Annotated in this window: 21 protein-coding genes; 9 read left to right on the top strand and 12 right to left on the bottom strand. The window is 71.6% G+C overall.

The window, feature by feature from the left end:
• Positions 1 to 2 precede the first annotated feature (2 nt).
• Together GSF22_RS14115 and GSF22_RS14120 are read right to left on the bottom strand one after the other, a co-directional pair.
• Entirely contained in the window at positions 3 to 194 is a 192-nt protein-coding gene (locus GSF22_RS14115; protein ID WP_208814020.1) for a DUF397 domain-containing protein, read from the bottom strand.
• Complete coding sequence (locus GSF22_RS14120; protein WP_208814021.1) at positions 187 to 1,053, bottom strand: helix-turn-helix domain-containing protein; 867 nt, start codon at positions 1,051 to 1,053, stop codon at positions 187 to 189. The genes GSF22_RS14115 and GSF22_RS14120 overlap by 8 nt, the downstream gene beginning before the upstream one ends.
• Positions 1,054 to 1,278: 225 nt before the next feature.
• Between GSF22_RS14120 and GSF22_RS14125 the strand changes: the two genes are divergently transcribed.
• The 4 genes from GSF22_RS14125 to GSF22_RS14140 all read left to right on the top strand — a co-directional run bounded on the left by GSF22_RS14125 (position 1,279) and on the right by GSF22_RS14140 (position 4,483).
• Positions 1,279 to 1,506, top strand: coding sequence for a hypothetical protein (locus GSF22_RS14125; RefSeq protein ID WP_208814022.1), 228 nt, complete (start codon positions 1,279 to 1,281; stop codon positions 1,504 to 1,506).
• The gene (locus tag GSF22_RS14130) at positions 1,499 to 1,660 is read left to right on the top strand and encodes a hypothetical protein (RefSeq protein ID WP_208814023.1); all 162 of its coding nucleotides are present in this window, start codon (positions 1,499 to 1,501) and stop codon (positions 1,658 to 1,660) included. The genes GSF22_RS14125 and GSF22_RS14130 overlap by 8 nt, the downstream gene beginning before the upstream one ends.
• 158 nt (positions 1,661 to 1,818) lie before the next feature.
• Positions 1,819 to 3,636 (top strand): AfsR/SARP family transcriptional regulator, encoded by a 1,818-nt coding sequence (locus tag GSF22_RS14135; protein WP_208814024.1) that lies wholly within the window; start codon positions 1,819 to 1,821, stop codon positions 3,634 to 3,636.
• Between the two features lie 124 nt (positions 3,637 to 3,760).
• Positions 3,761 to 4,483 (top strand): HAD family hydrolase, encoded by a 723-nt coding sequence (locus GSF22_RS14140; RefSeq protein WP_244367378.1) that lies wholly within the window; start codon positions 3,761 to 3,763, stop codon positions 4,481 to 4,483.
• Between the two features lie 87 nt (positions 4,484 to 4,570).
• Here the strand turns inward: GSF22_RS14140 and GSF22_RS14145 are convergent, their stop codons facing one another.
• The 3 genes from GSF22_RS14145 to GSF22_RS14155 form a co-directional block, all read right to left on the bottom strand.
• Positions 4,571 to 4,846 carry a hypothetical protein gene (locus GSF22_RS14145; protein WP_208814025.1) on the bottom strand — a complete coding sequence of 92 codons (276 nt, stop codon included), beginning with the start codon at positions 4,844 to 4,846 and terminating at the stop codon, positions 4,571 to 4,573.
• A gap of 47 nt (positions 4,847 to 4,893) precedes the next feature.
• Positions 4,894 to 5,325: a hypothetical protein gene (locus tag GSF22_RS14150; RefSeq protein ID WP_208814026.1), complete on the bottom strand. Its 432-nt coding sequence runs from the start codon at positions 5,323 to 5,325 to the stop codon at positions 4,894 to 4,896.
• Between the two features lie 290 nt (positions 5,326 to 5,615).
• Positions 5,616 to 6,194 (bottom strand): mycothiol-dependent nitroreductase Rv2466c family protein, encoded by a 579-nt coding sequence (locus GSF22_RS14155; RefSeq protein ID WP_208814027.1) that lies wholly within the window; start codon positions 6,192 to 6,194, stop codon positions 5,616 to 5,618.
• A 233-nt stretch (positions 6,195 to 6,427) separates the two neighbouring features.
• Between GSF22_RS14155 and GSF22_RS14160 the strand changes: the two genes are divergently transcribed.
• From GSF22_RS14160 to GSF22_RS14175, 4 genes are all read left to right on the top strand, one after another.
• Positions 6,428 to 7,714 carry an ABC transporter substrate-binding protein gene (locus GSF22_RS14160; RefSeq protein WP_208814028.1) on the top strand — a complete coding sequence of 429 codons (1,287 nt, stop codon included), beginning with the start codon at positions 6,428 to 6,430 and terminating at the stop codon, positions 7,712 to 7,714.
• A 103-nt stretch (positions 7,715 to 7,817) separates the two neighbouring features.
• Positions 7,818 to 8,822: a carbohydrate ABC transporter permease gene (locus GSF22_RS14165; protein ID WP_439957778.1), complete on the top strand. Its 1,005-nt coding sequence runs from the start codon at positions 7,818 to 7,820 to the stop codon at positions 8,820 to 8,822.
• Positions 8,822 to 9,661, top strand: coding sequence for a carbohydrate ABC transporter permease (locus GSF22_RS14170; RefSeq protein WP_208814029.1), 840 nt, complete (start codon positions 8,822 to 8,824; stop codon positions 9,659 to 9,661). The genes GSF22_RS14165 and GSF22_RS14170 overlap by 1 nt, the downstream gene beginning before the upstream one ends.
• 9 nt (positions 9,662 to 9,670) lie before the next feature.
• Positions 9,671 to 10,879: an ABC transporter ATP-binding protein gene (locus GSF22_RS14175; RefSeq protein ID WP_208814030.1), complete on the top strand. Its 1,209-nt coding sequence runs from the start codon at positions 9,671 to 9,673 to the stop codon at positions 10,877 to 10,879.
• Between the two features lie 73 nt (positions 10,880 to 10,952).
• Here GSF22_RS14175 and GSF22_RS14180 read toward each other — a convergent pair whose 3' ends face one another.
• From GSF22_RS14180 to GSF22_RS14205, 6 genes are all read right to left on the bottom strand, one after another.
• A complete protein-coding gene (locus GSF22_RS14180) occupies positions 10,953 to 12,020 on the bottom strand; it encodes a winged helix DNA-binding domain-containing protein (RefSeq protein WP_208814040.1) in 1,068 nt (355 codons plus the stop codon).
• 90 nt (positions 12,021 to 12,110) lie between these two features.
• The gene (locus GSF22_RS14185) at positions 12,111 to 14,405 is read right to left on the bottom strand and encodes an ABC transporter permease (RefSeq protein ID WP_208814031.1); all 2,295 of its coding nucleotides are present in this window, start codon (positions 14,403 to 14,405) and stop codon (positions 12,111 to 12,113) included.
• Positions 14,402 to 15,082: an ABC transporter ATP-binding protein gene (locus tag GSF22_RS14190; RefSeq protein WP_208814032.1), complete on the bottom strand. Its 681-nt coding sequence runs from the start codon at positions 15,080 to 15,082 to the stop codon at positions 14,402 to 14,404. Before GSF22_RS14190 ends, GSF22_RS14185 begins: the two co-directional genes overlap by 4 nt.
• Positions 15,079 to 15,603, bottom strand: a complete 525-nt coding sequence (locus GSF22_RS14195) for a PadR family transcriptional regulator (RefSeq protein WP_208814033.1) — start codon at positions 15,601 to 15,603, stop codon at positions 15,079 to 15,081. Before GSF22_RS14195 ends, GSF22_RS14190 begins: the two co-directional genes overlap by 4 nt.
• Positions 15,604 to 15,733: 130 nt before the next feature.
• Positions 15,734 to 16,591 carry an alpha/beta fold hydrolase gene (locus GSF22_RS14200; RefSeq protein WP_208814034.1) on the bottom strand — a complete coding sequence of 286 codons (858 nt, stop codon included), beginning with the start codon at positions 16,589 to 16,591 and terminating at the stop codon, positions 15,734 to 15,736.
• 31 nt (positions 16,592 to 16,622) lie between these two features.
• Positions 16,623 to 17,111, bottom strand: a complete 489-nt coding sequence (locus GSF22_RS14205) for a GNAT family N-acetyltransferase (protein WP_208814035.1) — start codon at positions 17,109 to 17,111, stop codon at positions 16,623 to 16,625.
• 138 nt (positions 17,112 to 17,249) lie between these two features.
• Here GSF22_RS14205 and wrbA point away from each other — a divergent pair, with 138 nt between their 5' ends.
• Positions 17,250 to 17,870, top strand: coding sequence for an NAD(P)H:quinone oxidoreductase (wrbA, locus tag GSF22_RS14210; RefSeq protein ID WP_208814036.1), 621 nt, complete (start codon positions 17,250 to 17,252; stop codon positions 17,868 to 17,870).
• A gap of 107 nt (positions 17,871 to 17,977) precedes the next feature.
• Here the strand turns inward: wrbA and GSF22_RS14215 are convergent, their stop codons facing one another.
• Positions 17,978 to 19,888 (bottom strand): chorismate-binding protein, encoded by a 1,911-nt coding sequence (locus GSF22_RS14215; RefSeq protein WP_208814037.1) that lies wholly within the window; start codon positions 19,886 to 19,888, stop codon positions 17,978 to 17,980.
• Between the last annotated feature and the right edge of the window lie 228 nt (positions 19,889 to 20,116).

Raw genomic sequence — 20,116 nt, forward strand, 5'->3', positions numbered from 1 at the left:
GCTCAGCGGTCGCGCCGGACCGTGTGCAGGAACGCCGTCCAGGCGGCGGGGGTGAAGGTGAGGGCGGGGCCGTCGGGGTCCTTGCTGTCGCGTACGCCGACGATGCCGGTCAGGTTGTCGGCGACCTCGACGCAGTCGCCCTGACCACCGCTGCGGGTGCTCTTGCGCCAGATCGCGCCGGTCAGGTCAGGCACGGTGCTCCTCCTTGATGGTCTCCAGCAGTTTGCGGGAGTCGTCCTCGTTCAACGCGTTGATACCGAACGCCTTCCACGCCTCAGCGTAGGCGCGCACCTCCTCCACCCGGTCGAGGTAGAGCGCCCCGGTGAGCGACTCGTGGTAGATGGTCGTCGGGTCGGCCGGCCGGGCGCCGACGGTGGGGAAGTCGAAGATGACGAAACTGCCGGCGGTCGCCCCGTGTGAGGGCGCACAGCCCAGCGGCAGCACCCGGAGGGAGACGTTCGGCTGCTGGCCGACCGCGAGCAGGTGGTCGAGCTGCCGGAGCATCGTGGGATGGCGTCGGCGCAGCACCGCCTCCTCGACGACCGCCTCCAGGGTGGGGGCCGCCGGGCGGCGGCGGGCGAGGACCCGCTGCCGCTCGATCCGTAGCTGCACCGTCCGTTCGACCTCAACTTCGGTGAGTCCCGGAGTGGCCTGGACCGCAACGGTGGCGTACTCCGGGGTCTGGAGCAGGCCGGGTACCAGGGCCTGCTGGTACGTGCGGATCCGGCGGGCGGTCGCCTCCAGGCCGACGAACAGCTCGAACCAGGCCGGGATGACCTCACCGTAGGCGTGGTACCAGCCCTTGGCCTTGCTCTCCCGGGCCAGCCCGACCAGCACCCCGGTCAACTCGGCGGAGGCGTCGTAGAGCCGGCACATCTGCTCCACGTCGAGGGTCCGCACCGGAGCCTGCCCGGACTCGATGCGGTACATCTTGGCCCGGGACCACTCCAGCTCGGCGGCGGCGGCCTCCAGGCCGATGCCGGCCGACTCCCGGGACTGGCGGAGCAACCGGCCGAGCTGTCGGCGTGGCACCGTCGATCCGGTTTCTTCCATCGACTCTCCTCCATCGTGTCTCATTTTGACGCAGAATTGCGCCCGGCGTGATACCCGATATGCCGCAACGGTCAGAAAGTGCAGCCAGCTCGCCGCGGAGTGATTGCTAAGCGAATTGCTGGTACGGAAAAGTAGCAGGCGGCACGGCATCCCCGGCTCATCTTCCCCGCTGGGTGTCGGGGTGCCGTGTCGCAATTAGCCGACCATCCAACAAGGACAGCGATCATGAAGTGGAAATGGTTCCAACGCCGGAACGGCGCGATCGACGAGATCGGCCCGGCCACCGGTTACCCGCACCGCGCGGGCGGCTACGGCCGACCCGCCCCACCGGAGGAAGCCGACGAGCCACCCGGACACGGCTCCGGGGAGCCGCCCGACCGTGGCGCCGGCGTACAGCGGCCGGGAGCCGCCCGGCTGTCGTGGAACCAGCGGTCGGGCGCGTACCGTGGCTGAGGCACCGTTCGTCATCCAGCTCGCCGGCTACGTGCTCGACTTCCATCAACGCAACCGGTGCCGCCGGTGCGGCCCGGACGGTTGGTGCCCCCGGGTGGCCATGGCCCGGGCCCAGCTCACCGTGTGGCGGCAGCGTAAGCAGCGGGCCAGGTGACCACTCGACAGCGTCGACAGGTTCCGAAATGTTACGTCGGAATAGCACTTTTCGAACTGGACATTCATCACGCCGTCCGAGGCGATACCGCACCTTGTCCGGTTCAGCTACTGCTCCTAGCCTGGGGCGGCGCTGAACGTCGAACGGGGGAGCGGCTCGTGCGTATCGACGTGAAACTGCTCGGTCCGGTTGAGCTGCACAATGACGGTCAGGCCGTGGCGTTGGGCTCGGCGAAGCGGAGGGCGCTGCTCGCCGGGCTCGCGCTCGACGCCAACCAGCCCGTCCCGTTGCACCGGCTGGCCGAGGTGGCCTGGGCCGGTCCGCCGCCCCGGTCGGTGATACCCAATCTGCGCAACCATGCCGCCGCACTGCGCCGGGTGCTCGGGCACCGGATCGTGTCCCGCCCCGGTGGATACCAGTTGACCCTCTCCCCGGACGAGCTGGACGTCACCGCGTTCCGCCAGTTGACCACCGAGGGGCGTACCGCCCTCGCCACCGGCCGGACCGACACGGCGGTCCGTCGGCTCACCGCCGCGCTGGGCCTGTGGCGTGGCCCGGCCGGCGACGACCTGCCCCGGGGCACCGCGCTCGACGTGGCCCTGTGCGGTCTGGACGAGGACCGGCTGCACGTCGTCGAGGACCTGGCCGAGGCGCGGCTGGCCGGCGGCGAGCACCACGAGCTGGTCGGCAGCCTGCGCCGGCACCTGGACCGCCATCCGCTGCGCGAGCGGGCCTGGGGGCAGTTGATGATTGCCCTCTACCGCAGCGGTGACCCGGCGGCGGCACTGAACGCCTACCGGGATGCCCGGGCCGTCCTGGTCGCCCGGCTCGGCATGGAACCCGGCCCGGAACTCGTCGCCCTGCACCGGGCGGTCCTGGACCGGGCACCCGAGTTGACCGGGCCCCAGACCGGTCTGACCCTGCGGGAACCGGCCGGGGAACCACGCCCCACCGGCCCCCGGGAACTCCCCGCCGACCTGGTCAGCTTCGTCGGGCGTACCCGGGAGGTGGCGGCGGTGGTCGCGGCCGTGCGGGACGTCGCGGCGCCCGCACCGGCCGCGGTGGTGGTCTGCGGTGCCGGTGGCAGCGGCAAGTCCACCCTCGCGGTACGCGCCGCGCACCGGCTCGCCGACGACTTCCCCGACGGGCAGGTCTGGATCGACCTCGCCGACTCACCGACGGTACCCGCCGGTGAGGTGCTGGCCCGTGCGCTGCGCTCCCTCGGGCTGCTCGACGCCGAGCTGCCGGTACGCCCCGACGAGCGGGCCGGCCGGTACCGCTCGATGGTGGCCTGCCGGCGGGTGCTGGTGGTGGTGGACGGGGTGAGCAGCGCGGCCCAGGTCCGGCCGCTGGTGCCGGCCGGGCCCGGCCCCGGCCTGATCGTGGTCGGGCGACGTCGGCTGGCCGGGCTGGACGGGGTACGCCGGGTGCCGGTGGGTGGCCTGCCCGACGCCGACGCCCGGTCGTTGCTCGGTGCGCTGGTCGGCGCCGGGCGACTCGCCGCCGACCCGGCCGGTGCCGCCGAGCTGATCCGGCTCTGCGACGGTTCGCCCCTGGCGCTGCGGATCGCCGGGGCGCGGTTGGCCGCCCGGCTGGACTGGCCGATCGGGATGCTGGTGGAGCAGCTCACCGACCCGGGCAGCCGACTCGACTCGCTGGTCTACGGCGACCTGTCGGTACGCGACAGCCTGGCCACCGGGTACGAACTGGTCCGGGCCAGCGACGAGCTGGCGGCCCGGGCCTTCCGGCTGCTCGGTGAGCTGCCCGGGCCGACGGCCGGCGCCGAGGAGACGGCGGTCCACCTCGGGGTGTCCCGGCAGCGGGCCTGGCGTGCCCTGGAGGAACTCGTCGACGTGCACCTGGCCGATCCGGTCGGACCCGGCCACTACCGGCTGCCGGAGCTGGCCCGGGAGTACGCGGGGGAGATGGCGGCCCGCCCTGTGGGGCGTTCCCGGCGGTCACTCAGCCCCTGCTGACCGCTGCACTCGGCCCCTGCTGACCGGCCGGTGCGCCGGACACGACGCCGGAAAATCCGGGCGCCCGGCAAGGCGATCGGATACCGTCCCGGCGGCGACGGGACGGGCGCGGACGGGAGCGACGATGACGGGTCGGATCGGCGGGATCGGCAGCGGGCGGCGGGCAGGGCAGGTGCTCGTGTTCGACGCGGACGACACCCTCTGGGAGAACAACGTCCTCTTCGAGCGGGTCATCGACGACTTTCTGGACTGGGTGGCCCACCCGACCCTGGACCGGGTCGAGATCCGGTCCATCCTCGACGACATCGAGCGGGCCAACACGGTGGTCCACGGGTACGGCAGCCGGGTGTTCCTGCACAGCCTCGGCGAGTGCTTCGAACGGCTGCGGGAACGACCGGCCACCGAGGCCGAGCGCCGGGAGATCGACGACCTGGCGGTGGCGCTCCGGCACGGGCAGGTCGAACTGGTGCCGGGGGTGGCGGAGACGCTGGCCGAGCTGGGCGGGCGGCACGACCTGCTGCTGCTCACCAAGGGTGACCAGGAGGAGCAGCGCCGCAAGCTCGACGCGTCCGGGCTGGCCCACCACTTCCGGACCACCCACATCGTGCCGGAGAAGGACGTCCGGACGTACCGCTGGCTGGTCGACCAGCACGGGCTGACCGTCGAGCGGACCTGGATGATCGGCAACTCCCCGAAGTCGGACATCCTCCCGGCCCGGTCGGTCGGGATGAACGCGGTGTTCATCCCGAACGACAACACCTGGGTGCTGGAGCACGACGAGCTGGACCCGGCCGACGAGCAGGTGCTACGGCTGGCCGCCTTCCGTGACCTGCTCGGGCACTTCTGACGGCCGGGCCCGGGTACTTCTGACGGCCGGAGCCGGGTCCCGTCACGGCCGGAGCCGGGCGGCAACCCATTCGCTGACCCCTCGGGGTCAGCCGGCCCCGCCCCGGACGATCGCCACGGCGACCCGGCAGAACTCGTCCATGTCCGGCTGCCAACCGGCGGCGATGTCCGGGTGCAGGCCGTGCCGGGTCTCGTCGAGCAGCCGCTGGCAGACCTGCTCCACCGGTTCGCCCGCGTACTCCGTGCGGACCCGTTCGGTGGCCACCCGCAGCGCCGACGTCAGCTGCTCCTCCAGCGGGCCACGCAGCTTCTGCTGCGTCGGGGTGAGCCCGCTCGGGTCGAGCGTGACATGTGGTTCCGACATCGGCGCTCCCTTCGTCGGCGTCCGCGGTACCCCACCGCGGCCGTCGGTCAAACCACGTTCGGTACTGCGGTGACGCGTACCTCGTAGGACATCTCCTCCGCCGGCTCCTCCCGGTAGGTCAACCGGCGGATCTGCCGGTCGTCCCGGTAGAGCGCGACATCCACGAGTACCCCCAGGTGGGCCAGGCCGATGGTGGCGACCCGCTTCTTGTCCGCGAGGACGGCACAGACCCCACCGAGCAGGGTGGTGGCGTCCGAGGTGCGGTGCCCGGGTGGGCAGCGCAGGGTCAGGTCCACTTCGACCGGACCGGTGAGCGGGGTCCAACCGGTACGCTGCGCGGCGGCGCAGGCCGCCTCCAGCAGTGCCCGGACCCGGGTCGCCTGCCGGTGCCCGGCAGCGAAGATCGACAGGGCCTCGGTCTTGACCGGGGGCAGGCCGTTGACCTCGAACGACAGGGTGAGGGCGCGGGTGTCCTGCACGGCGGCACCTCCTCGTTGAAGACGATCCTGCCCAACCCGATCCACCGGCAGCTGCGGAATCCGTAAAGACGGACCGATCGGGTGGGCACTGAGTCGGTTTCAGGCGAATCGACGACGGCGGCGACGCGCTGGTGGTGAGCACCAGAAACGGTAGTCGACCGGGAACGCAACGGGTAGGACGTCCCACGCGGCGGCACCACCGGTGGTCGGGACGACGGCGGGGGGAGAACACGACCGCCCCGGGCGGGCAGCGGCCACGCCCGGGGCGGTCGACCCGGAGGAGGGTGGGGTTACCGGCGACCGCGCTTGATCTCGTGGAACGCGGGCAGCTTCAGCAGCGGCAGCATGGCGTCCCAGACGGCCACCCCGTCGGCGGTGTCGGGCACCTCGGTGAGGATCGGGCCGTGGATGCCCCGCTCGGCGCCGGGCACCATCAGCACCGGTGAACCGATGTCCGGACCGGCCGAGGAGTACGCCAGGGCGTGCGACTCGGCGACCGCCGCGTCCCACCGTTCGTCGTCCAGTGCCTCGGCGGACTTCTCCAGCCCGGCCGCCTCGACGGCGGCGGCCACGATGTCGGCCGACAGCGGACTGCCCGCGTCGTGGCTGCGGGCACCCAACTCGGCGTAGAACCGGCCGGCGTCGTCCCCCCGGCCCTCCGCCCGCAGCGCCTCGATCAGGCGCAACGACCGGTTGGACGCGGTCATCGACTCCTGCATCATCGGGTCGATCCGACCGCCGTTGAGGATGGTCAGGCTGAACGCGCGCCACTCGATGGTCAGCGAGCGGGCTTCGGCTACCGAGACCAGCCAGCGGGAGGTCCGCCAGGTGAAGGGGCAGACGGGGTCGAGGAAGAAGGTGGCATCCATCCATCGAGCCTAATCGGCGGTGGATCTCCGGTCGACCGGACGCGCTGTCCGTTCCCGGCTACGGACCCGTCTTCGACCCGGGAGGTTTCGCGCTCGGCCGTTACGGGCAGTGAGGGGGCCACGAAACGCCAGGTGTCCGCGTCGGAACAGTCCCGACCGGGGTACCGGTCGGTTCGCCGTGCGCCGGGGCACGGAACCTCTCCGGCTGTTCGCCGACGAGAGGGGGAGGGATCATGAGCGACCCCGAGACCGGTCTGCACCGGCGGCGTCCGCGCGTCCGGCTGGCGGCAGCCGCCGCCGCGGTCGCCCTGGTGGCGCCGCTGGCGGCCTGCGGTTCGGGTGGGGACGGCGGGGTACCGACGATCAACCTGTACTACCCGCCGGAGCAGAACCTCGCCAAGGTGGTGGAGAACTGCAACGCGCAGGCACAGGGGCGGTACCGGATCGCCTACCGGGTGTTGCCCCGGCAGGCCGACGACCAGCGGGTGCAGCTGGTCCGCCGGCTCGCCGCCGAGGACACCGGGATGGACGTGCTGGGTCTGGACGTGACCTGGACCCAGGAGTTCGCCAGCGCCGACTGGATCCGGGAGTGGACCGGGGAGGACGCCGCCGACGCCGAGCGCGGCACGCTGGCCGGCCCGTTGGAGACCGCGCGGTACCAGGACAAGCTCTTCGGGGCGCCGAAGAACACCAACGTGCAACTGCTCTGGTACCGCAGCGACCTGGTTCCGGAACCGCCACGGACCTGGGACGAGATGATCAAGCAGGCCCAGGACCTCAAGGGGCAGGGCAAGCCGTACCAGGTGCTGACCATGGGCGCGCAGTACGAGGGCCTGGCCGTGCTCTACAACACCCTGGTCGCCAGCGCCGGCGGCGAGATCATCAACGCCGACGGTACCCGGGCCGTGCTGGACGACGGCGCGGTCAAGGCCCTGGAGCAGCTCAAGCGGTTCGCCACGTCGGGCGTGACCTCGGCGTCGTTCAGCAACGCCACCGAGGACCCGGTCCGGCTGGAGTTCCAGGCCGGCAACGGCGCCTTCCAGGTCAACTGGCCGTTCGTGTACCCCGCGTTGCAGGAGGCCGACCCGGAGCTGGCGAAGAAGGTCAAGTGGGCGCGGTACCCGGGCATCGACGCGGACACCCCGAGCCGGGTCACCATCGGCGGCGTCAACCTGGCGGTCAGCGCCTACTCGACGCACCCCCGGGAGTCCTTCGAGGCCGCCCGCTGCCTGCGTAACGCCGAGCACCAGAAGTTCTCCGCGATCAACGACGGGGTACCGCCGACCATCGAGAGCATCTACGCCGACCCGGAGATGGCCGAGGCGTACCCGATGAAGGAGACCATCCTCGCGGAGCTGAAGGACGCCGCGACCCGGCCGCTGACCCCCGCGTACCAGAACGTCTCCACGGTCATGTCGGCCACGCTCTCCCCGCCGTCGTCGATCGACCCGAAGGCCACCGCCGACGAGCTGCGGGACCAGATCCAGGACGCCCTGGAGTCCAAGGGAGTGTTGCCGTGAGCGGGAGGAGCGAGCGTTCCGGGGAGGCTCGCGTGGGACGCGGCGGCGCCGGAATGCGAGTGGAGCGGAGCGAGCCCCGCATCCGCGAACAGAGGAGGCCCAGGTGACGAGTCAGAGTCAGAGCGCCACGCCGCTCGGCGCGGAGCTGGTCCAGGAGGGCACCGAGCGGGCCGCGCCCCGCGAGCCGGCCGCCACCGGTCCGGCCCGGAGCGGTCGGAAGGCGCCGCTGAGCGAGGGGAAGAAGGCCGAGCGCCGGCTGGGCTGGCTGCTCTGCGCACCCGCCGCGCTGGTCATGGTCGCGGTGACCGCGTACCCGATCCTCTACTCGATCTGGTTGTCGTTGCAGCGCTTCGACCTGAAGTTCCCCGACCAGCGGGAGTTCGTCGGGCTGGACAACTACGTGACCGTGCTGACCAACGGTTTCTGGTGGACCGCGTTCGGCGTGACCATGCTGATCACGGTGGTCACCGTCGCCGTCGAACTGGTGCTCGGCATGGGGCTGGCGATCATCATGCACCGGACCCTGGTCGGTCGGGGCATCGTCCGGACCGCCGCGCTGATCCCGTACGGCATCGTCACGGTCGTCGCCGCGTTCTCCTGGCGGTACGCCTGGACGCCCGGCACCGGCTACCTGGCGAACCTGTTCAGCGAGGGGGCGCCGCTCACCGAGCGGGCCAGCTCGCTGGCGATCATCATGCTCGCGGAGATCTGGAAAACCACCCCGTTCATGGCCCTGCTGCTGATGGCCGGGCTGGCACTGGTACCGGAGGACCTGCTCAAGGCGGCGTCGATGGACGGGGCCACCACCTGGCAGCGGTTCACGAAGGTGATGCTGCCGGTGATGAAGCCGGCGATCCTGGTCGCCCTGCTCTTCCGCACGCTGGACGCGTTCCGGGTCTTCGACAACATCTACGTGCTGACCGCCGGTGGCAACGAGACCTCCTCGGTGTCGATGCTCGCCTACAACAACCTGATGCGCGGGCTCAACCTCGGCATCGGTTCCACCATGTCGGTGCTGATCTTCCTCACCGTGGCGGTCATCGCGTTCGTCTTCGTGAAGCTGTTCGGTACCGCTGCCCCCGGCAGCGCGGATGAGGAGAGGCGCTGATGGCAAGCCTGGACACCCCCGCCGGGGCCAAGTGGCGCTGGGGCCTGCTGGACGTCGTCGTGGTCGTCTTCGCGCTGGTACCGGTGCTGTGGATCATGTCGCTGTCGTTCAAGACCCCGGCCACCCTCACCGACGGGAAGTTCGTCCCCCGGGAGTGGACCCTGGAGAACTACCGGACGATCTTCGCCACCGACCAGTTCGTCCGGGCCCTGGTCAACTCGATCGGCATCGCGCTGATCGCCACCGCCGTCGCGGTGGTGCTCGGCACCATGGCCGCGTACGCGATCTCCCGGCTGGACTTCCCCGGCAAGAAGCTGCTCGTCGGGGTCTCCCTGCTGATCGCGATGTTCCCCCAGGTGTCCCTGGTGTCGCCGCTGTTCGAGATCGAGCGGCAGCTCGGCCTCTTCGACACCTGGCCGGGGCTGATCCTGCCGTACATCACCTTCGCCCTGCCGCTGGCGATCTACACGCTGTCGGCGTTCTTCAAGCAGATCCCGTGGGACCTGGAGAAGGCGGCCAAGATGGACGGCGCCACCCAGGGGCAGGCGTTCCGCCGGGTGATCGCGCCACTGGCCGCGCCGGGCGTGTTCACCACCGCGATCCTGGTCTTCATCTTCTGCTGGAACGACTTCCTCTTCGCCATCTCGCTGACCTCCACCGAGCGGTCCCGCACGGTACCGGTGGCGCTGTCGTTCTTCACCGGCGAGTCCCAGTTCGAGGACCCGACCGGGGCGATCTCCGCGGCTGCCGTGGTGATCACCGTTCCGATCATCCTGTTCGTGCTCTTCTTCCAGCGCCGCATCGTGTCGGGTCTGACCTCCGGCGCCGTCAAGGGATAGGTGGTAGTCGTGGCTGACATCGTGCTGGACAAGGTGGGCAAGCGGTTCCCGGACGGGACCGTGGCGGTCTCCGAGGTCGACCTGGAGATCGCCGACGGCGAGTTCGTCATCCTGGTCGGCCCGTCGGGCTGCGGGAAGTCGACCACCCTCAACATGATCGCCGGGCTGGAGGACATCAGCTCCGGTGAGCTGCGGATCGGCGGTGAGCGGGTCAACGACAAGGCCCCCCGGGACCGGGACATCGCGATGGTGTTCCAGTCGTACGCGCTCTACCCGAACATGACCGTCCGGGAGAACATGGCCTTCCCTTTGAAGCTGGCCAAGCTGGACAAGGCGACCATCGACCGGAAGGTCGACGAGGCGGCCAAGGTGCTGGAGCTGACCGCACTGCTGGACCGCCGACCGGCCAACCTCTCCGGTGGTCAGCGGCAGCGGGTGGCGATGGGCCGGGCCATCGTCCGGCAGCCCAAGGCGTTCCTGATGGACGAGCCGCTGTCGAACCTCGACGCGAAGCTGCGGGTGCAGATGCGGACCGTGGTGTCCCGGTTGCAGAAGAAGCTCGGCACCACCACCGTCTACGTCACGCACGACCAGACCGAGGCGATGACCCTCGGCGACCGGGTGGTGATCATGCGGGGCGGGGCGGTGCAGCAGGTCGGCCCGCCGCAGGAACTCTACGACCACCCGGCGAACCTCTTCGTCGCCGGCTTCATCGGCTCACCGTCGATGAACTTCCTGCCGGCCACGGCGGAGCAGGGGCGGCTGCGGACCGCCCTCGGGGAACTGCCGATCGGTGACCGGATGCGCCGGGAACTGGAGGCGGGCAACGCCCCCCGCGAGCTGATCGTGGGCATCCGCCCGGAGCACTTCGAGGACGCCGAACTGGTCGACGACGAGACCCGCCGTCGGGGCGTGGAGTTCGCGGCACCGGTCGACATCGTCGAGTCGATGGGCTCGGACAAGTACGTCTACTTCACTGTCGAGGGGGAGCGGGCCACCGCTGCCGAGCTGGAGGAACTGGCGGCGGACAGCGGGGCGGCCGAGTTCACCGGGGCCGGGTCGAACCTGGTCACCCGGCTGTCGGCCGAGTCGACCGTGGCCGAGGGGGAGCAGCGCCGGGTCTGGTGCAACCTGGAGAAGATCCACCTGTTCGACCCGGCGAACGGGCGCAACCTCACCCTGCACGAGGGGCGCTCCGCCGGAGCCCTCGCCGACTGAGCGGCCTCCGGGCCCGCATCGGGGACACCGTGTCGGTCTCCCGGTGTGGGCCCGGTGCCCTACCCGTCGCCGGTCATGCCGCCCAGTCGAACCGCAGCGGCTGGCCCATGAACCGGCCGTACGGCGCGAACGCCTCCTCGATCCGGGTCCGTTCCCCGGCGTCGACGTCCACCAGCGGGTTGACCGTGACCGTGACCCGGGTCTTGGTGACGGTGCGTTTCCAGGTGCCGACCACCCGGCCACCCCGGACCACGGTGGACTGGAACACCCCGTTGCCGCCCGGGATGATCGCCTGCTTGTGTGCCGGGTCGACCATCAGCGACCGGTCCTTGAAGCCCAGCAGGTACTCGTCGAACCCGGGCAGGGCGACCAGGTCGTCCACCGGGGTACGCGGTGCGTCGAGCAGTGCAGGATCGACGACCATCTCCACGTCGTCGACCCGTACCGTGGTCAACCCGTCCCCGGCGGCGGCGATGCCCCGTTTCGCGTCGGTCGCGGTGAGCCCGGTCCAGCCGGCGAAGTCCTGCCGGGTGGTCGGCCCGTGGCTGCGGAAGTAGCGCACCGCGATGGTGGCCAGCGCCTCGTCCCGGTCCAGCCGGACCGGATCCGGCACCCACTCGTCGAGCAGGACGAAGGTCTGCTCCTTGCCGACGTTCGGTGCGACACAGGTGACCCCGCGCTGGCTGGCGTACCAGAGCAGGTGGTAGCCGCGCTGGCCGGCGTTGTCGATGCCGGCCTCGGTGAGCCGCGCCAGGCACTGCGAACGGGTCAGCCGACCACCGCCGGCCAGCGCCGCCCCCAGCACGTCGACCGCGCGTTCGGCGTCGGCCTCGGTGAGCCCGATGACCGCACGGCGGGCGGCGGCCCCGGCCAGCGCGCGTACCCCCATCAGGTCGAGCATCCAGTGCGCGTCCCGGGGCGGCACCAGGTGCACCGTGCCCCGCATCGGCCAGGTGCGGATCGCCTCGCGCCCCTCCAGGGCGGCCAGCACGTCGGTGAGGGTGTGCCCGGGCAGTCGGACGCCGAGCGACCAGTGGCCGCTCGCCACGTCCTGGGCCTGCATCGCGCCGAACCACTCGACCACCCCGGCCACCCCGGTCGGTCGTGCGGTCGGGTGGGGCCGCAGCAGCAGGCTGCTCATCCGTAGGGCGAGCGCTTCGGCTCCGGTCAACGGCACGTCGTCACCCTTCTTCCGTCGGAACCGGCCCAGCATAGGACCGCCGACCGACACTCAGTCGGTACGCAGTCCGTCGGCGCGCAGCAGTCGCCACAGCGCGGGCAGGCCCAACCCGACAGCCAGCAGGACCACGGCGGCGGCGAGCCCGGTGGCGAGGCCGACCACCGACCAGTCGACCGATACCGACGTACCGACCATGCGCAGCAGCACCGCCCCCAGGGCGATGCCGAAGCCCGTCGCCAGGGCCAGACCGATGACCACCGGGACGGCCGCCTGCCAGAACACCGACCAGGCCAGGGTGGTCCGCCGGGTGCCGACCGCGACCAGCATCGCCAGCAGCCGGCGTCGTTCCCGGAGCTGTTCCAGGAGGCCGACCAGCATGCTCGTACCGATCAGCAGCAGGGTCAGCGTGGCCCCGATGTAGAGCCCGCGTCGGATGTTGGTGAACCGGTTGTTCTCCGTGGTGGCGGACATCGAGGTGACCGAGGCGAACCGGTCGATCGACGCGCCGGCGTTGCGCAGGTGCTCCAGGGCGTCCGGGGCGGTCCGGTCGAAGGTGGCGAAGAAGTCGACACCCAGCGGACCGAGTGCGGTGAGCGGCAGCGCTGCCGGCGTGGCCAGGATGGCACCCTGGATCCCGCCGAACGGGTCCTCGCGGGCCGGCACGGTCGGCATCGTGGTGGGCAGGCTCCAGGTGGCACCGGCTCCCTCCTGACCTCCGTCACCGACCCGCAACCGGGTGCCGGGGGTGAACGCGTCGACCGGCGGGGCGTCCGGCGGCCCCTGGACCAGGAAGACGTCCCCATCGGTGCAGGAGCCCAGCCGCGCGTACTCGGCCAGTGCGGCGCAGTCCCCGATGCGCAGGTCGACGAGGAGTGAAGGGGCGGTCGACGCTGGCCGGTCGGGGGTGGCGAGCGCCCAGAGCGTCCCGGTGCTGTGCCCCAGGCCCGGGGTGGCACGGAGCCGCGCCAGGGCGGCCGGCGCGTCGACCCGGGGTGCGAGCTGCACCGCTGCCTGGGCCCGGGTGGTGTCCTGACCCGTGCTACGGGTGGACTCGTCCTCGACGGTGGCGAAGAGCATCTGCAGGGCGATGGTGCCGGCCACGGCCACCGCGATGCCGTTGACCAGCCGGGCCGAGGTGGCGCTGTCGAGTTGCAGCCGGCGGATGGCGAGCTGCCAGCCGACCGGGCCGCCGCGCAACCGGCGTACCGTCAGGTCCACCAGCCACGGCAGCAGCGCCACCGATCCGATCAGCAGCAGGGTCACCCCGGCGGCGACCTGGTAGTCGGCGCGACCGCCGTCCCGGATGCCGCCGATCAGCGGGTAGAGCAGGGCGAGCCCGGTCACCGGCAGGATCAGCCGCCACCACAGCCGGCGTCGCGGTGCCACGGCCCGCCGGGTGACGCCGAGCGGCTCGATGAGCACACCGCGCAACGCGATCAGACCCACCAGCACCGCGACGAGCGGTACCCCCAGCACGATCACGGCCACCAGGGCCGGGGCGGGGCGTACGTCGGCGGCGTACACGCTGATGTCCCAGAGGCTCACCAGCGGCGCCACCTGGCGGGCGAGGGCGAAGAGCGCGGCACCGACCACGACGCCGAGCAGCGCTCCCGCCGCCGCCTCACCGGCGGCGATCCGGCGGGTCATCGCGGTGTCGGCGCCGACCAGCCGCAGCGCGGCCAGGCGACGGTCCCGGCGTTCGCCGCCGAAGCGTACGGCGGTGCCCAGGAAGACCGCGATGGGCAGCAGCAGTACGACGAAGATGACCACGACGAGCAGGATCAGGACCGGTCCGAGTTCCTCGCCGGGCAGCCCACCGCCGAACGCGTCGAGCCGCACGGCCTGCCCGTCGGTGAGCGAGTCGGTACCGAGGTAGAAGGCGAGTTCGTGTGGGCCGGCGAGGCCCTGCGCGCCGATGGTGCCGGTGACCGTGGCGCCACCGAGCCGGGGTCTGAACAGGTCCCCGTCGGGGGAGTCGAGCACCTTCTTCAGCGCCGGGGAGACGACCGCCTCGCCGGCCCGGGGCAGGGCGGTCAGCCCCGGTGGGACCGGTGCCTGCGGACCCTCGGGGCGCAGGAGCCGCCCGCGAACGGGTCGACCCCGGAACTCGGTTTCCAGCGGGGCGACGAGCAGGGTGTCGGCGGCGGCGGGGACGGGCTCGCCCAGGCGGAGGTCGTCGCGGGCATCACCACGGGCCTGGCGGGCGTCGAGTGCACCGGGCACGGCGGCGGCCAGCAGCAGCATGGCCACCCCGATGCCCACGCCGAGGGCGGTGAGCAGGGCCCGGGTCCAGCCGTCCCGGCCGCCGGTGACGGCCATCCGGGCGCCGATGAGCAGCTCTCTCATGCCGTACGCGCCAGGTCCCGGGTACGTCCGTCGCGGACCACCACCTCGCGGTCGGCGTACGCGGCGACCCGTGCCTCGTGGGTCACCAGTACCACTGCGGCCCTCGTGTCACGGGCGGCCCCGGTGAGCAGCCGCATCACCCGCTCGCCGTTGAGTGAGTCCAGGGCGCCGGTCGGTTCGTCGGCGAAGATCACCCGGGGTGCGGTGACCAGGGCGCGGGCGACGGCGACCCGTTGCCCCTGTCCACCGGAGATCTCGCCGGGGCGCTTGCCGGCCAGTTCGGTCACCTCCAACCGGTCCAGCCAGTCCTTCGCGCGGCGCTCGGCCTCCGAGCGTCGGACCCGCTCCAGCCGCAGGGGGAGGGCGACGTTCTCCAGGCAGGTGAGCTCGGGAACGAGCTGGCCGAACTGGAAGACGAAGCCGAACTGGCTGCGGCGCAGGGCGCTGCGCTCCCGGTCGGACATCGCCACCACGTCCCGGTCCTGGTACGCCACCCGTCCCGAGTCCGGGGACACGATGCCGGCGAGGCAGTGCAGCAGGGTGGACTTGCCGGAGCCGGACGGACCCATGATCGAGACGATCTCGCCGGCCGCGACGGACAACGAGGCACCGGCCAGGGCCGGGGTCGGGCCGAACGACCTGTGCAGGTCGTCGGCGACGAGGAGGGGGCCGGTCATGACGTCACCGCCCGGCGGAGGTCGTCGAGACGGGCGGCGGTCAGCTCCAGCCAGCGCAGGTCGGCCTCCAGATGGAACAGTGCGTGGTCGCAGACGAGCTGGTCGGCGAGGTCACCGTCGTTCTTGCGGCGGGTCAGCTCCCGCATCAGCCGCAGGTGCTCGGCGCGCTGGGTGTCCAGCAGGTCGTTGGCGGGTCGACCGGTGACCAGGGCCAGCACCACCTTGGTGTAGAGGGTGGACTGGAGGTAGGGGTCGGGCTTCTCCGGGCTGGCCAGCCAGCGCTGTACGTCCGTCACCCCGGCATCGGTCACGGCGTACCGCTTGCGTTCCGGGCCCTCGCCGGGCTCGGTTCCGTCCACCTCGACCAGCCCGTTCTTCAGCAGCCGGGAAAGGGTGGCGTAGACCTGTCCGTAGTGCAGTGGCCGGTCCCGGCCGAAGCGGTCGTCGTAGGCGCGTTTGAGGTCGTAGCCGTGCCGGGGACCGGCCTCCAGCAGACCGAGAAATGTCTGTCCGATTGACATGGCCGCGACTATACACGTCGCGTATACACTGCATGTATACGCAGGTGGTGGGGTTGATGGAGGTCAGCGCCGAGCGGGAACCTCCGGGCCGGTGCCGCGTGTGGTCCGGTCGCGCGGTACCGGCCCGTTGCTATCGGCGGGCCATCGCCGGAGCGGGCGCCGTGACGAAGGCGAGGATCTCCCGGTTGACGTCGTCGGCGTTCGTCCACGGGATGGAGTGCGGGGCGCCCTTGAGGGTGACCAGCCGGCTGCCCGGCAGCATCGGTTGCAGCCGCTGCCCGGTCACCGGGTACGGCAGCACCTGGTCGTCGTCGCCCTGGACGATCAGCACCGGCACGTCGATCCGGGACACGTCGTCGCGGAAGTCGGTCAGCCAGGCCTCCACGCAGGCCAGCGTGCCGATCGCCGACGCCTGCGCGCCCACGTTCCAGTGCGCCCGGTACGCCTCCTCGCTGACCAGCCGTCCCCGGTTCTGCCGGTAGTTGAAGAAGCTGTCGCAGAAGCTGGTCAGGTAGGCGAACCGGTCGTCCCGGATGGCCTGCATGAACCCGTCGAAGAGACTCCGCTCCACCCCCTGCGGGTTGTCCGGGGTCTTCAGCAGGTACGGCGGAATCGGGCTGAGCAGCACCGCCCGGCTGATCCGGCCCGAGCCGTAGCTGCCCAGGTAGCGGGTGATCTCCCCGGTACCCATCGAGTGACCGACCAGCACCACGTCGCGCAGGTCCAGCTCGGTCAGGATGGTGTCCAGGTCGGCCGCGAAGGTGTCGTAGTCGTACCCGGAGGCGGGCTGGCTGGAGTTGCCGAAGCCGCGCCGGTCGTAGGCGATGGTCCGGTAGCCGGCCGGGAGGAGCGCGGCGACCTGCTTCTCCCAGGACGCCGTGCTGAACGGGAAACCGTGGATGAGCACCACCGACTGACCGGACCCGTGATCCTCGTAGTAGATGTCGATGGGCGCCGAGTTCTCGGCGCCGACGGTGATGAACGGCATGCGGCGGCATTCCCGCAACGCCACCGGATAATCAGAGCCGTTGGTACATGATGTGCAGCCCCACGTAACCCTTGGTGGGGTGCAGGAACGCCTCGGGCAGGGTGGTCATGATCTCGAAGCCGAGCGACTGCCAGAGCGCGACCGCCCGGGTGTTGGTCTCCACCACCGCGTTGAACTGCATGAACCGGTAACCCTCGGTGCGGGCCCAGTCGAGGACGTACGCGCCGAGCGCCCGCCCGACCCCGCGACCGCCGTGCTCCGGCGCGACCATGAAGCTCGCGCTGGCCACGTGTGAGGCCGGACCCAGGTGGTTGCGGTTCATCTTGGCGCTGCCCAGCACGGTGCCGTCCGCGTCGACGGCGACCACCGTGCGGTGCGGCGGAGCGAGCATCCAGATCTCCCGGGCGAACTCCTCGGAGATGTCGCGCGGCAGCGTGTAGGTCTCCCCGGCGGCCACGATCTGGCGCAGGAACGGCCAGATCGCCGGCCAGTCCTCGTCGGTGGCGGTCCTGATCAGCATGGGTCGAAGCCTGGTGCGCGTTCCGGCCCTTCGGCAAGTGATTTTGTCGGCTTCGCGAGCTTCCCGGGGGATGTTTGACGCTGCAACTAACGGGTAGAGCCGGGAGCTGGCACAAAAAGGACGAGAGGAGCACTCGCCATGGAGGGTCGTACCAAGGTCGCGGTGATCTACTACAGCGCCACCGGCATCACCTACCAGATGGCGCAGGCGGCCTGCACGGCAGCCGAGGAGGCCGGTGCGGAGGTACGCCTGCGCAAGGTGCGCGAACTGGCGCCGGAGGAGGCGATCCGGTCCAACTCCGGCTGGCACGCCCACCGCCTGGAGACCCAGGACGTGATGGAGGCCCAACCGGACGACCTCTCCTGGGCCGACGTGGTGATCATGGGCACCCCCACCCGGTACGGGGTGATGGCCGCCCAGCTCAAGCAGTTCATCGACGCGACCGGGCCGCTCTGGGCGCAGGGTCTGCTGGCCAACAAGGTGTACGCCGGCTTCTGCTCGACCGCCACCTCGCACGGCGGTCAGGAGGCGACCCTGCTGTCGATGTTCCACGTCTTCTACCACTGGGGTGGCGTCGTGGTGGCCCCCGGCTACACCGACCCCAGCCAGTTCGTCGGCGGCAACCCGTACGGCGCCTCGCACACCAGCAACAACGGGGAGGTCGCCCCGGACGACATCGCCCTCACCGCGACCGGGGTGACCGCCCGACGCGCGGTGCTGATGGGTACCGCCCTGCGCAAGGGACTGGGCGACAGCTGACCGGGGCGTAGGGCGAGCTGCCCGACGGGTGGCGCGCGCTGCCCGAGGTGTTAGGAAGGGCCCCTTCCTATACAAAAAACGATAGGAAGGGGCCCTTCCTTACACCTTCAGTGGCGGGTGGGGGAGGCCGGCACGGCGGGCAGCAGGTGGGTGATCAGGTCGGCGAGGATGCGCATCCCGTCGTAGCTGAGCACCGACTCGGGGTGGAACTGCACCCCGGCGAAACCCGACCCGCGCAGCGCGTGTACCGCCCCGTCGGCGGCGTCCCGGGCCACGTCCACCGGCCCGTACCCGGTGTCCACCCGGTCGGCGTCGGCCAGCGCGGTGAAGGTGGAGTAGAAGCCGACCCGGCGGACCGCGCCGAACAGGTCGATCTCGCGTTGCAGCCCCTGGTAGGGGGCGCTGCGCCGGTGCAACGGCAGCCCCAGCAGGCCGGAGAGCAGCTGGTGCCCGAGGCAGACGGCCAGGACCGGCCGGCCGGCGGTGAGCTGCCCGGCGAGCACCTGCCGCAGCGCGGCCATCTTCGGCTCGTCGATCCGGCGCGGGTCGCCCGGGCCGGGCCCGACCAGCACCAGGTCGTACCCGTCGACCGGGCCGGTCCGGTGCCAGTTGCGCAGGGTCACCTCCAGGCCGAGGGCGCGGAGCTGGTGGGCGAGCATCCCGGTGAAGGTGTCCTCCCCGTCGACGATGAGGGTCCGCCGGCCGGTGAGGGCGGGCAGCACGGTCGCGCCGGGTACCCGCTGCTCCAGCCAGAACCGGGCCAGCCGGTCGTTGCGGGCGGCGAGGGCGTCCCGGACGGCCGGGTCGTCGGCCAGCCGGAGCACCGGTTCCCCGGCCACCACCGGCACGTCGGGGCGCAGCCCCAGCGCGGCCAGGACCCCGGCCGCCTTGGTGTGCGTCTCGGCCACCTCACCCTCGGCGGTGGAGTGCCGGACCAGGGTCGCCCCGACGGAGACCCGCAGTTCCCCGTCCGGGGTGATCTCGGCGGTGCGGATCAGGATCGGGGCGTCCAGGGTCTGCCGGCCGGCCTCGTCCCGGCCCAGCATGGCCAGCACCCCGGAGTAGTAGCGCCGGCCCTGCTGCTCGTGCCGGGCGATCACCCGGCAGGCGTTCTCCATCGGGCTGCCGGTGACGGTGGGCGCGAACATGGTCTCCCGCAGCACGTCGCGGACGTCCAGCGAGCCCCGCCCGGCCAGCAGGTACTCGGTGTGCGCCAGGTGCGACATCTCCTTCAGGTACGGCCCGACGACCTGGCCGCCGTGGTCGGCGACGGTGGCCATCATCTTCAGCTCCTCGTCGAGCACCATGTACAGCTCGTCGATCTCCTTCGGGTCGGTGAGGAAGCGGAGCAGGTCGTCCCGCTCGGCGACCGCCCCGGGGTGCTTGAAGGTGCCGCTGATCGGGTTCATCATGACCAGCCCGTCGGCCACGCTGACGTGCCGTTCCGGGCTGGCACCGACCAGGATCCGCGCGCCGGTGTACACCAGGAACGTCCAGTACGCGCCCCGCTCGGTGACCAGCAGGCGACGCAGGGCGGCCAGCGCCGCGGCCAGCGGGGGGCCCTCGACGGTCGCCCGGTAGGTGCGGTGGATGACGAAGTTGGCCCCCTCGCCCCGGCCGATCTCGTCGGTGAGCACCCGGCCGACGGTGTCGGCGTACGCCTCGTCGGAGATGTCGAACCCGCCGCCCGCGGTGGTCCGTACCGGCTCGTCCGGCAGGGCCGCCAGCGCGTCGGTCAGCGGCACCAGGCCGTGCCCGCCGATCTCCAGGCACTCCAGGGGCGTACCGTCGTCGACGCAGGCGAACCCGCGTTCGGCTATCTGCCGGTACGGCACCAGGGCGAGGGTCCGGGGACCCGGCCCACCGGCCGGCAGGGCGATGTCGGCGAGCCGGTCGACGACGCGCACCGCACCGGTGAAGACCTCCAGGTTGGTGGCACCCTCCCGGCGGATCAGCGCGAAGGGCCCCGGGTCGTCGCCGGCGGCGATAGCGGTGAGCAGCTGGTGCAGCAGGATCATGGTCTCGTTCCTCGGGCTGGGAGCCGCCGGGCGAGGGCGGAACCCGGGAAACGCCGGTGGCCGCCTCGATGGCGGCCGCGTCAGGAGTTACCCGCGCGAGTGGTCCGCCGGATCGGCGGGCCACCAGAGATTCGGTTGCGCGGGCACGCCGACGAGCGTACGCGGTGACGACGCGGGTCGGAAGCGGATCGGGCGATTCGTCCACCAGATGGACGCCGTGTCCCCGCC

Origin of the sequence: Micromonospora echinofusca, assembly GCF_017614955.1 — a bacterium.
Classification (GTDB): domain Bacteria; phylum Actinomycetota; class Actinomycetes; order Mycobacteriales; family Micromonosporaceae; genus Micromonospora; species Micromonospora echinofusca_A.

What these genes read in the sequence shown, in the direction of transcription:
- GSF22_RS14145 (WP_208814025.1), bottom strand. Translation starts at nt 4,846, where the DNA reads ATGTCGGAACCACATGTCACGCTCGACCCGAGCGGGCTCACCCCGACG.
- GSF22_RS14155 (WP_208814027.1), bottom strand. Translation starts at nt 6,194, where the DNA reads ATGGATGCCACCTTCTTCCTCGACCCCGTCTGCCCCTTCACCTGGCGG.
- GSF22_RS14195 (WP_208814033.1), bottom strand. Translation starts at nt 15,603, where the DNA reads ATGTCAATCGGACAGACATTTCTCGGTCTGCTGGAGGCCGGTCCCCGG.
- GSF22_RS14205 (WP_208814035.1), bottom strand. Translation starts at nt 17,111, where the DNA reads ATGCTGATCAGGACCGCCACCGACGAGGACTGGCCGGCGATCTGGCCG.
- GSF22_RS14215 (WP_208814037.1), bottom strand. Translation starts at nt 19,888, where the DNA reads ATGATCCTGCTGCACCAGCTGCTCACCGCTATCGCCGCCGGCGACGAC.
- GSF22_RS14125 (WP_208814022.1), top strand. Translation starts at nt 1,279, where the DNA reads ATGAAGTGGAAATGGTTCCAACGCCGGAACGGCGCGATCGACGAGATC.
- GSF22_RS14120 (WP_208814021.1), bottom strand. Translation starts at nt 1,053, where the DNA reads ATGGAAGAAACCGGATCGACGGTGCCACGCCGACAGCTCGGCCGGTTG.
- GSF22_RS14160 (WP_208814028.1), top strand. Translation starts at nt 6,428, where the DNA reads ATGAGCGACCCCGAGACCGGTCTGCACCGGCGGCGTCCGCGCGTCCGG.
- GSF22_RS14190 (WP_208814032.1), bottom strand. Translation starts at nt 15,082, where the DNA reads ATGACCGGCCCCCTCCTCGTCGCCGACGACCTGCACAGGTCGTTCGGC.
- GSF22_RS14185 (WP_208814031.1), bottom strand. Translation starts at nt 14,405, where the DNA reads ATGAGAGAGCTGCTCATCGGCGCCCGGATGGCCGTCACCGGCGGCCGG.
- GSF22_RS14170 (WP_208814029.1), top strand. Translation starts at nt 8,822, where the DNA reads ATGGCAAGCCTGGACACCCCCGCCGGGGCCAAGTGGCGCTGGGGCCTG.
- GSF22_RS14180 (WP_208814040.1), bottom strand. Translation starts at nt 12,020, where the DNA reads ATGAGCAGCCTGCTGCTGCGGCCCCACCCGACCGCACGACCGACCGGG.
- wrbA (WP_208814036.1), top strand. Translation starts at nt 17,250, where the DNA reads ATGGAGGGTCGTACCAAGGTCGCGGTGATCTACTACAGCGCCACCGGC.
- GSF22_RS14200 (WP_208814034.1), bottom strand. Translation starts at nt 16,591, where the DNA reads ATGCCGTTCATCACCGTCGGCGCCGAGAACTCGGCGCCCATCGACATC.
- GSF22_RS14140 (WP_244367378.1), top strand. Translation starts at nt 3,761, where the DNA reads ATGACGGGTCGGATCGGCGGGATCGGCAGCGGGCGGCGGGCAGGGCAG.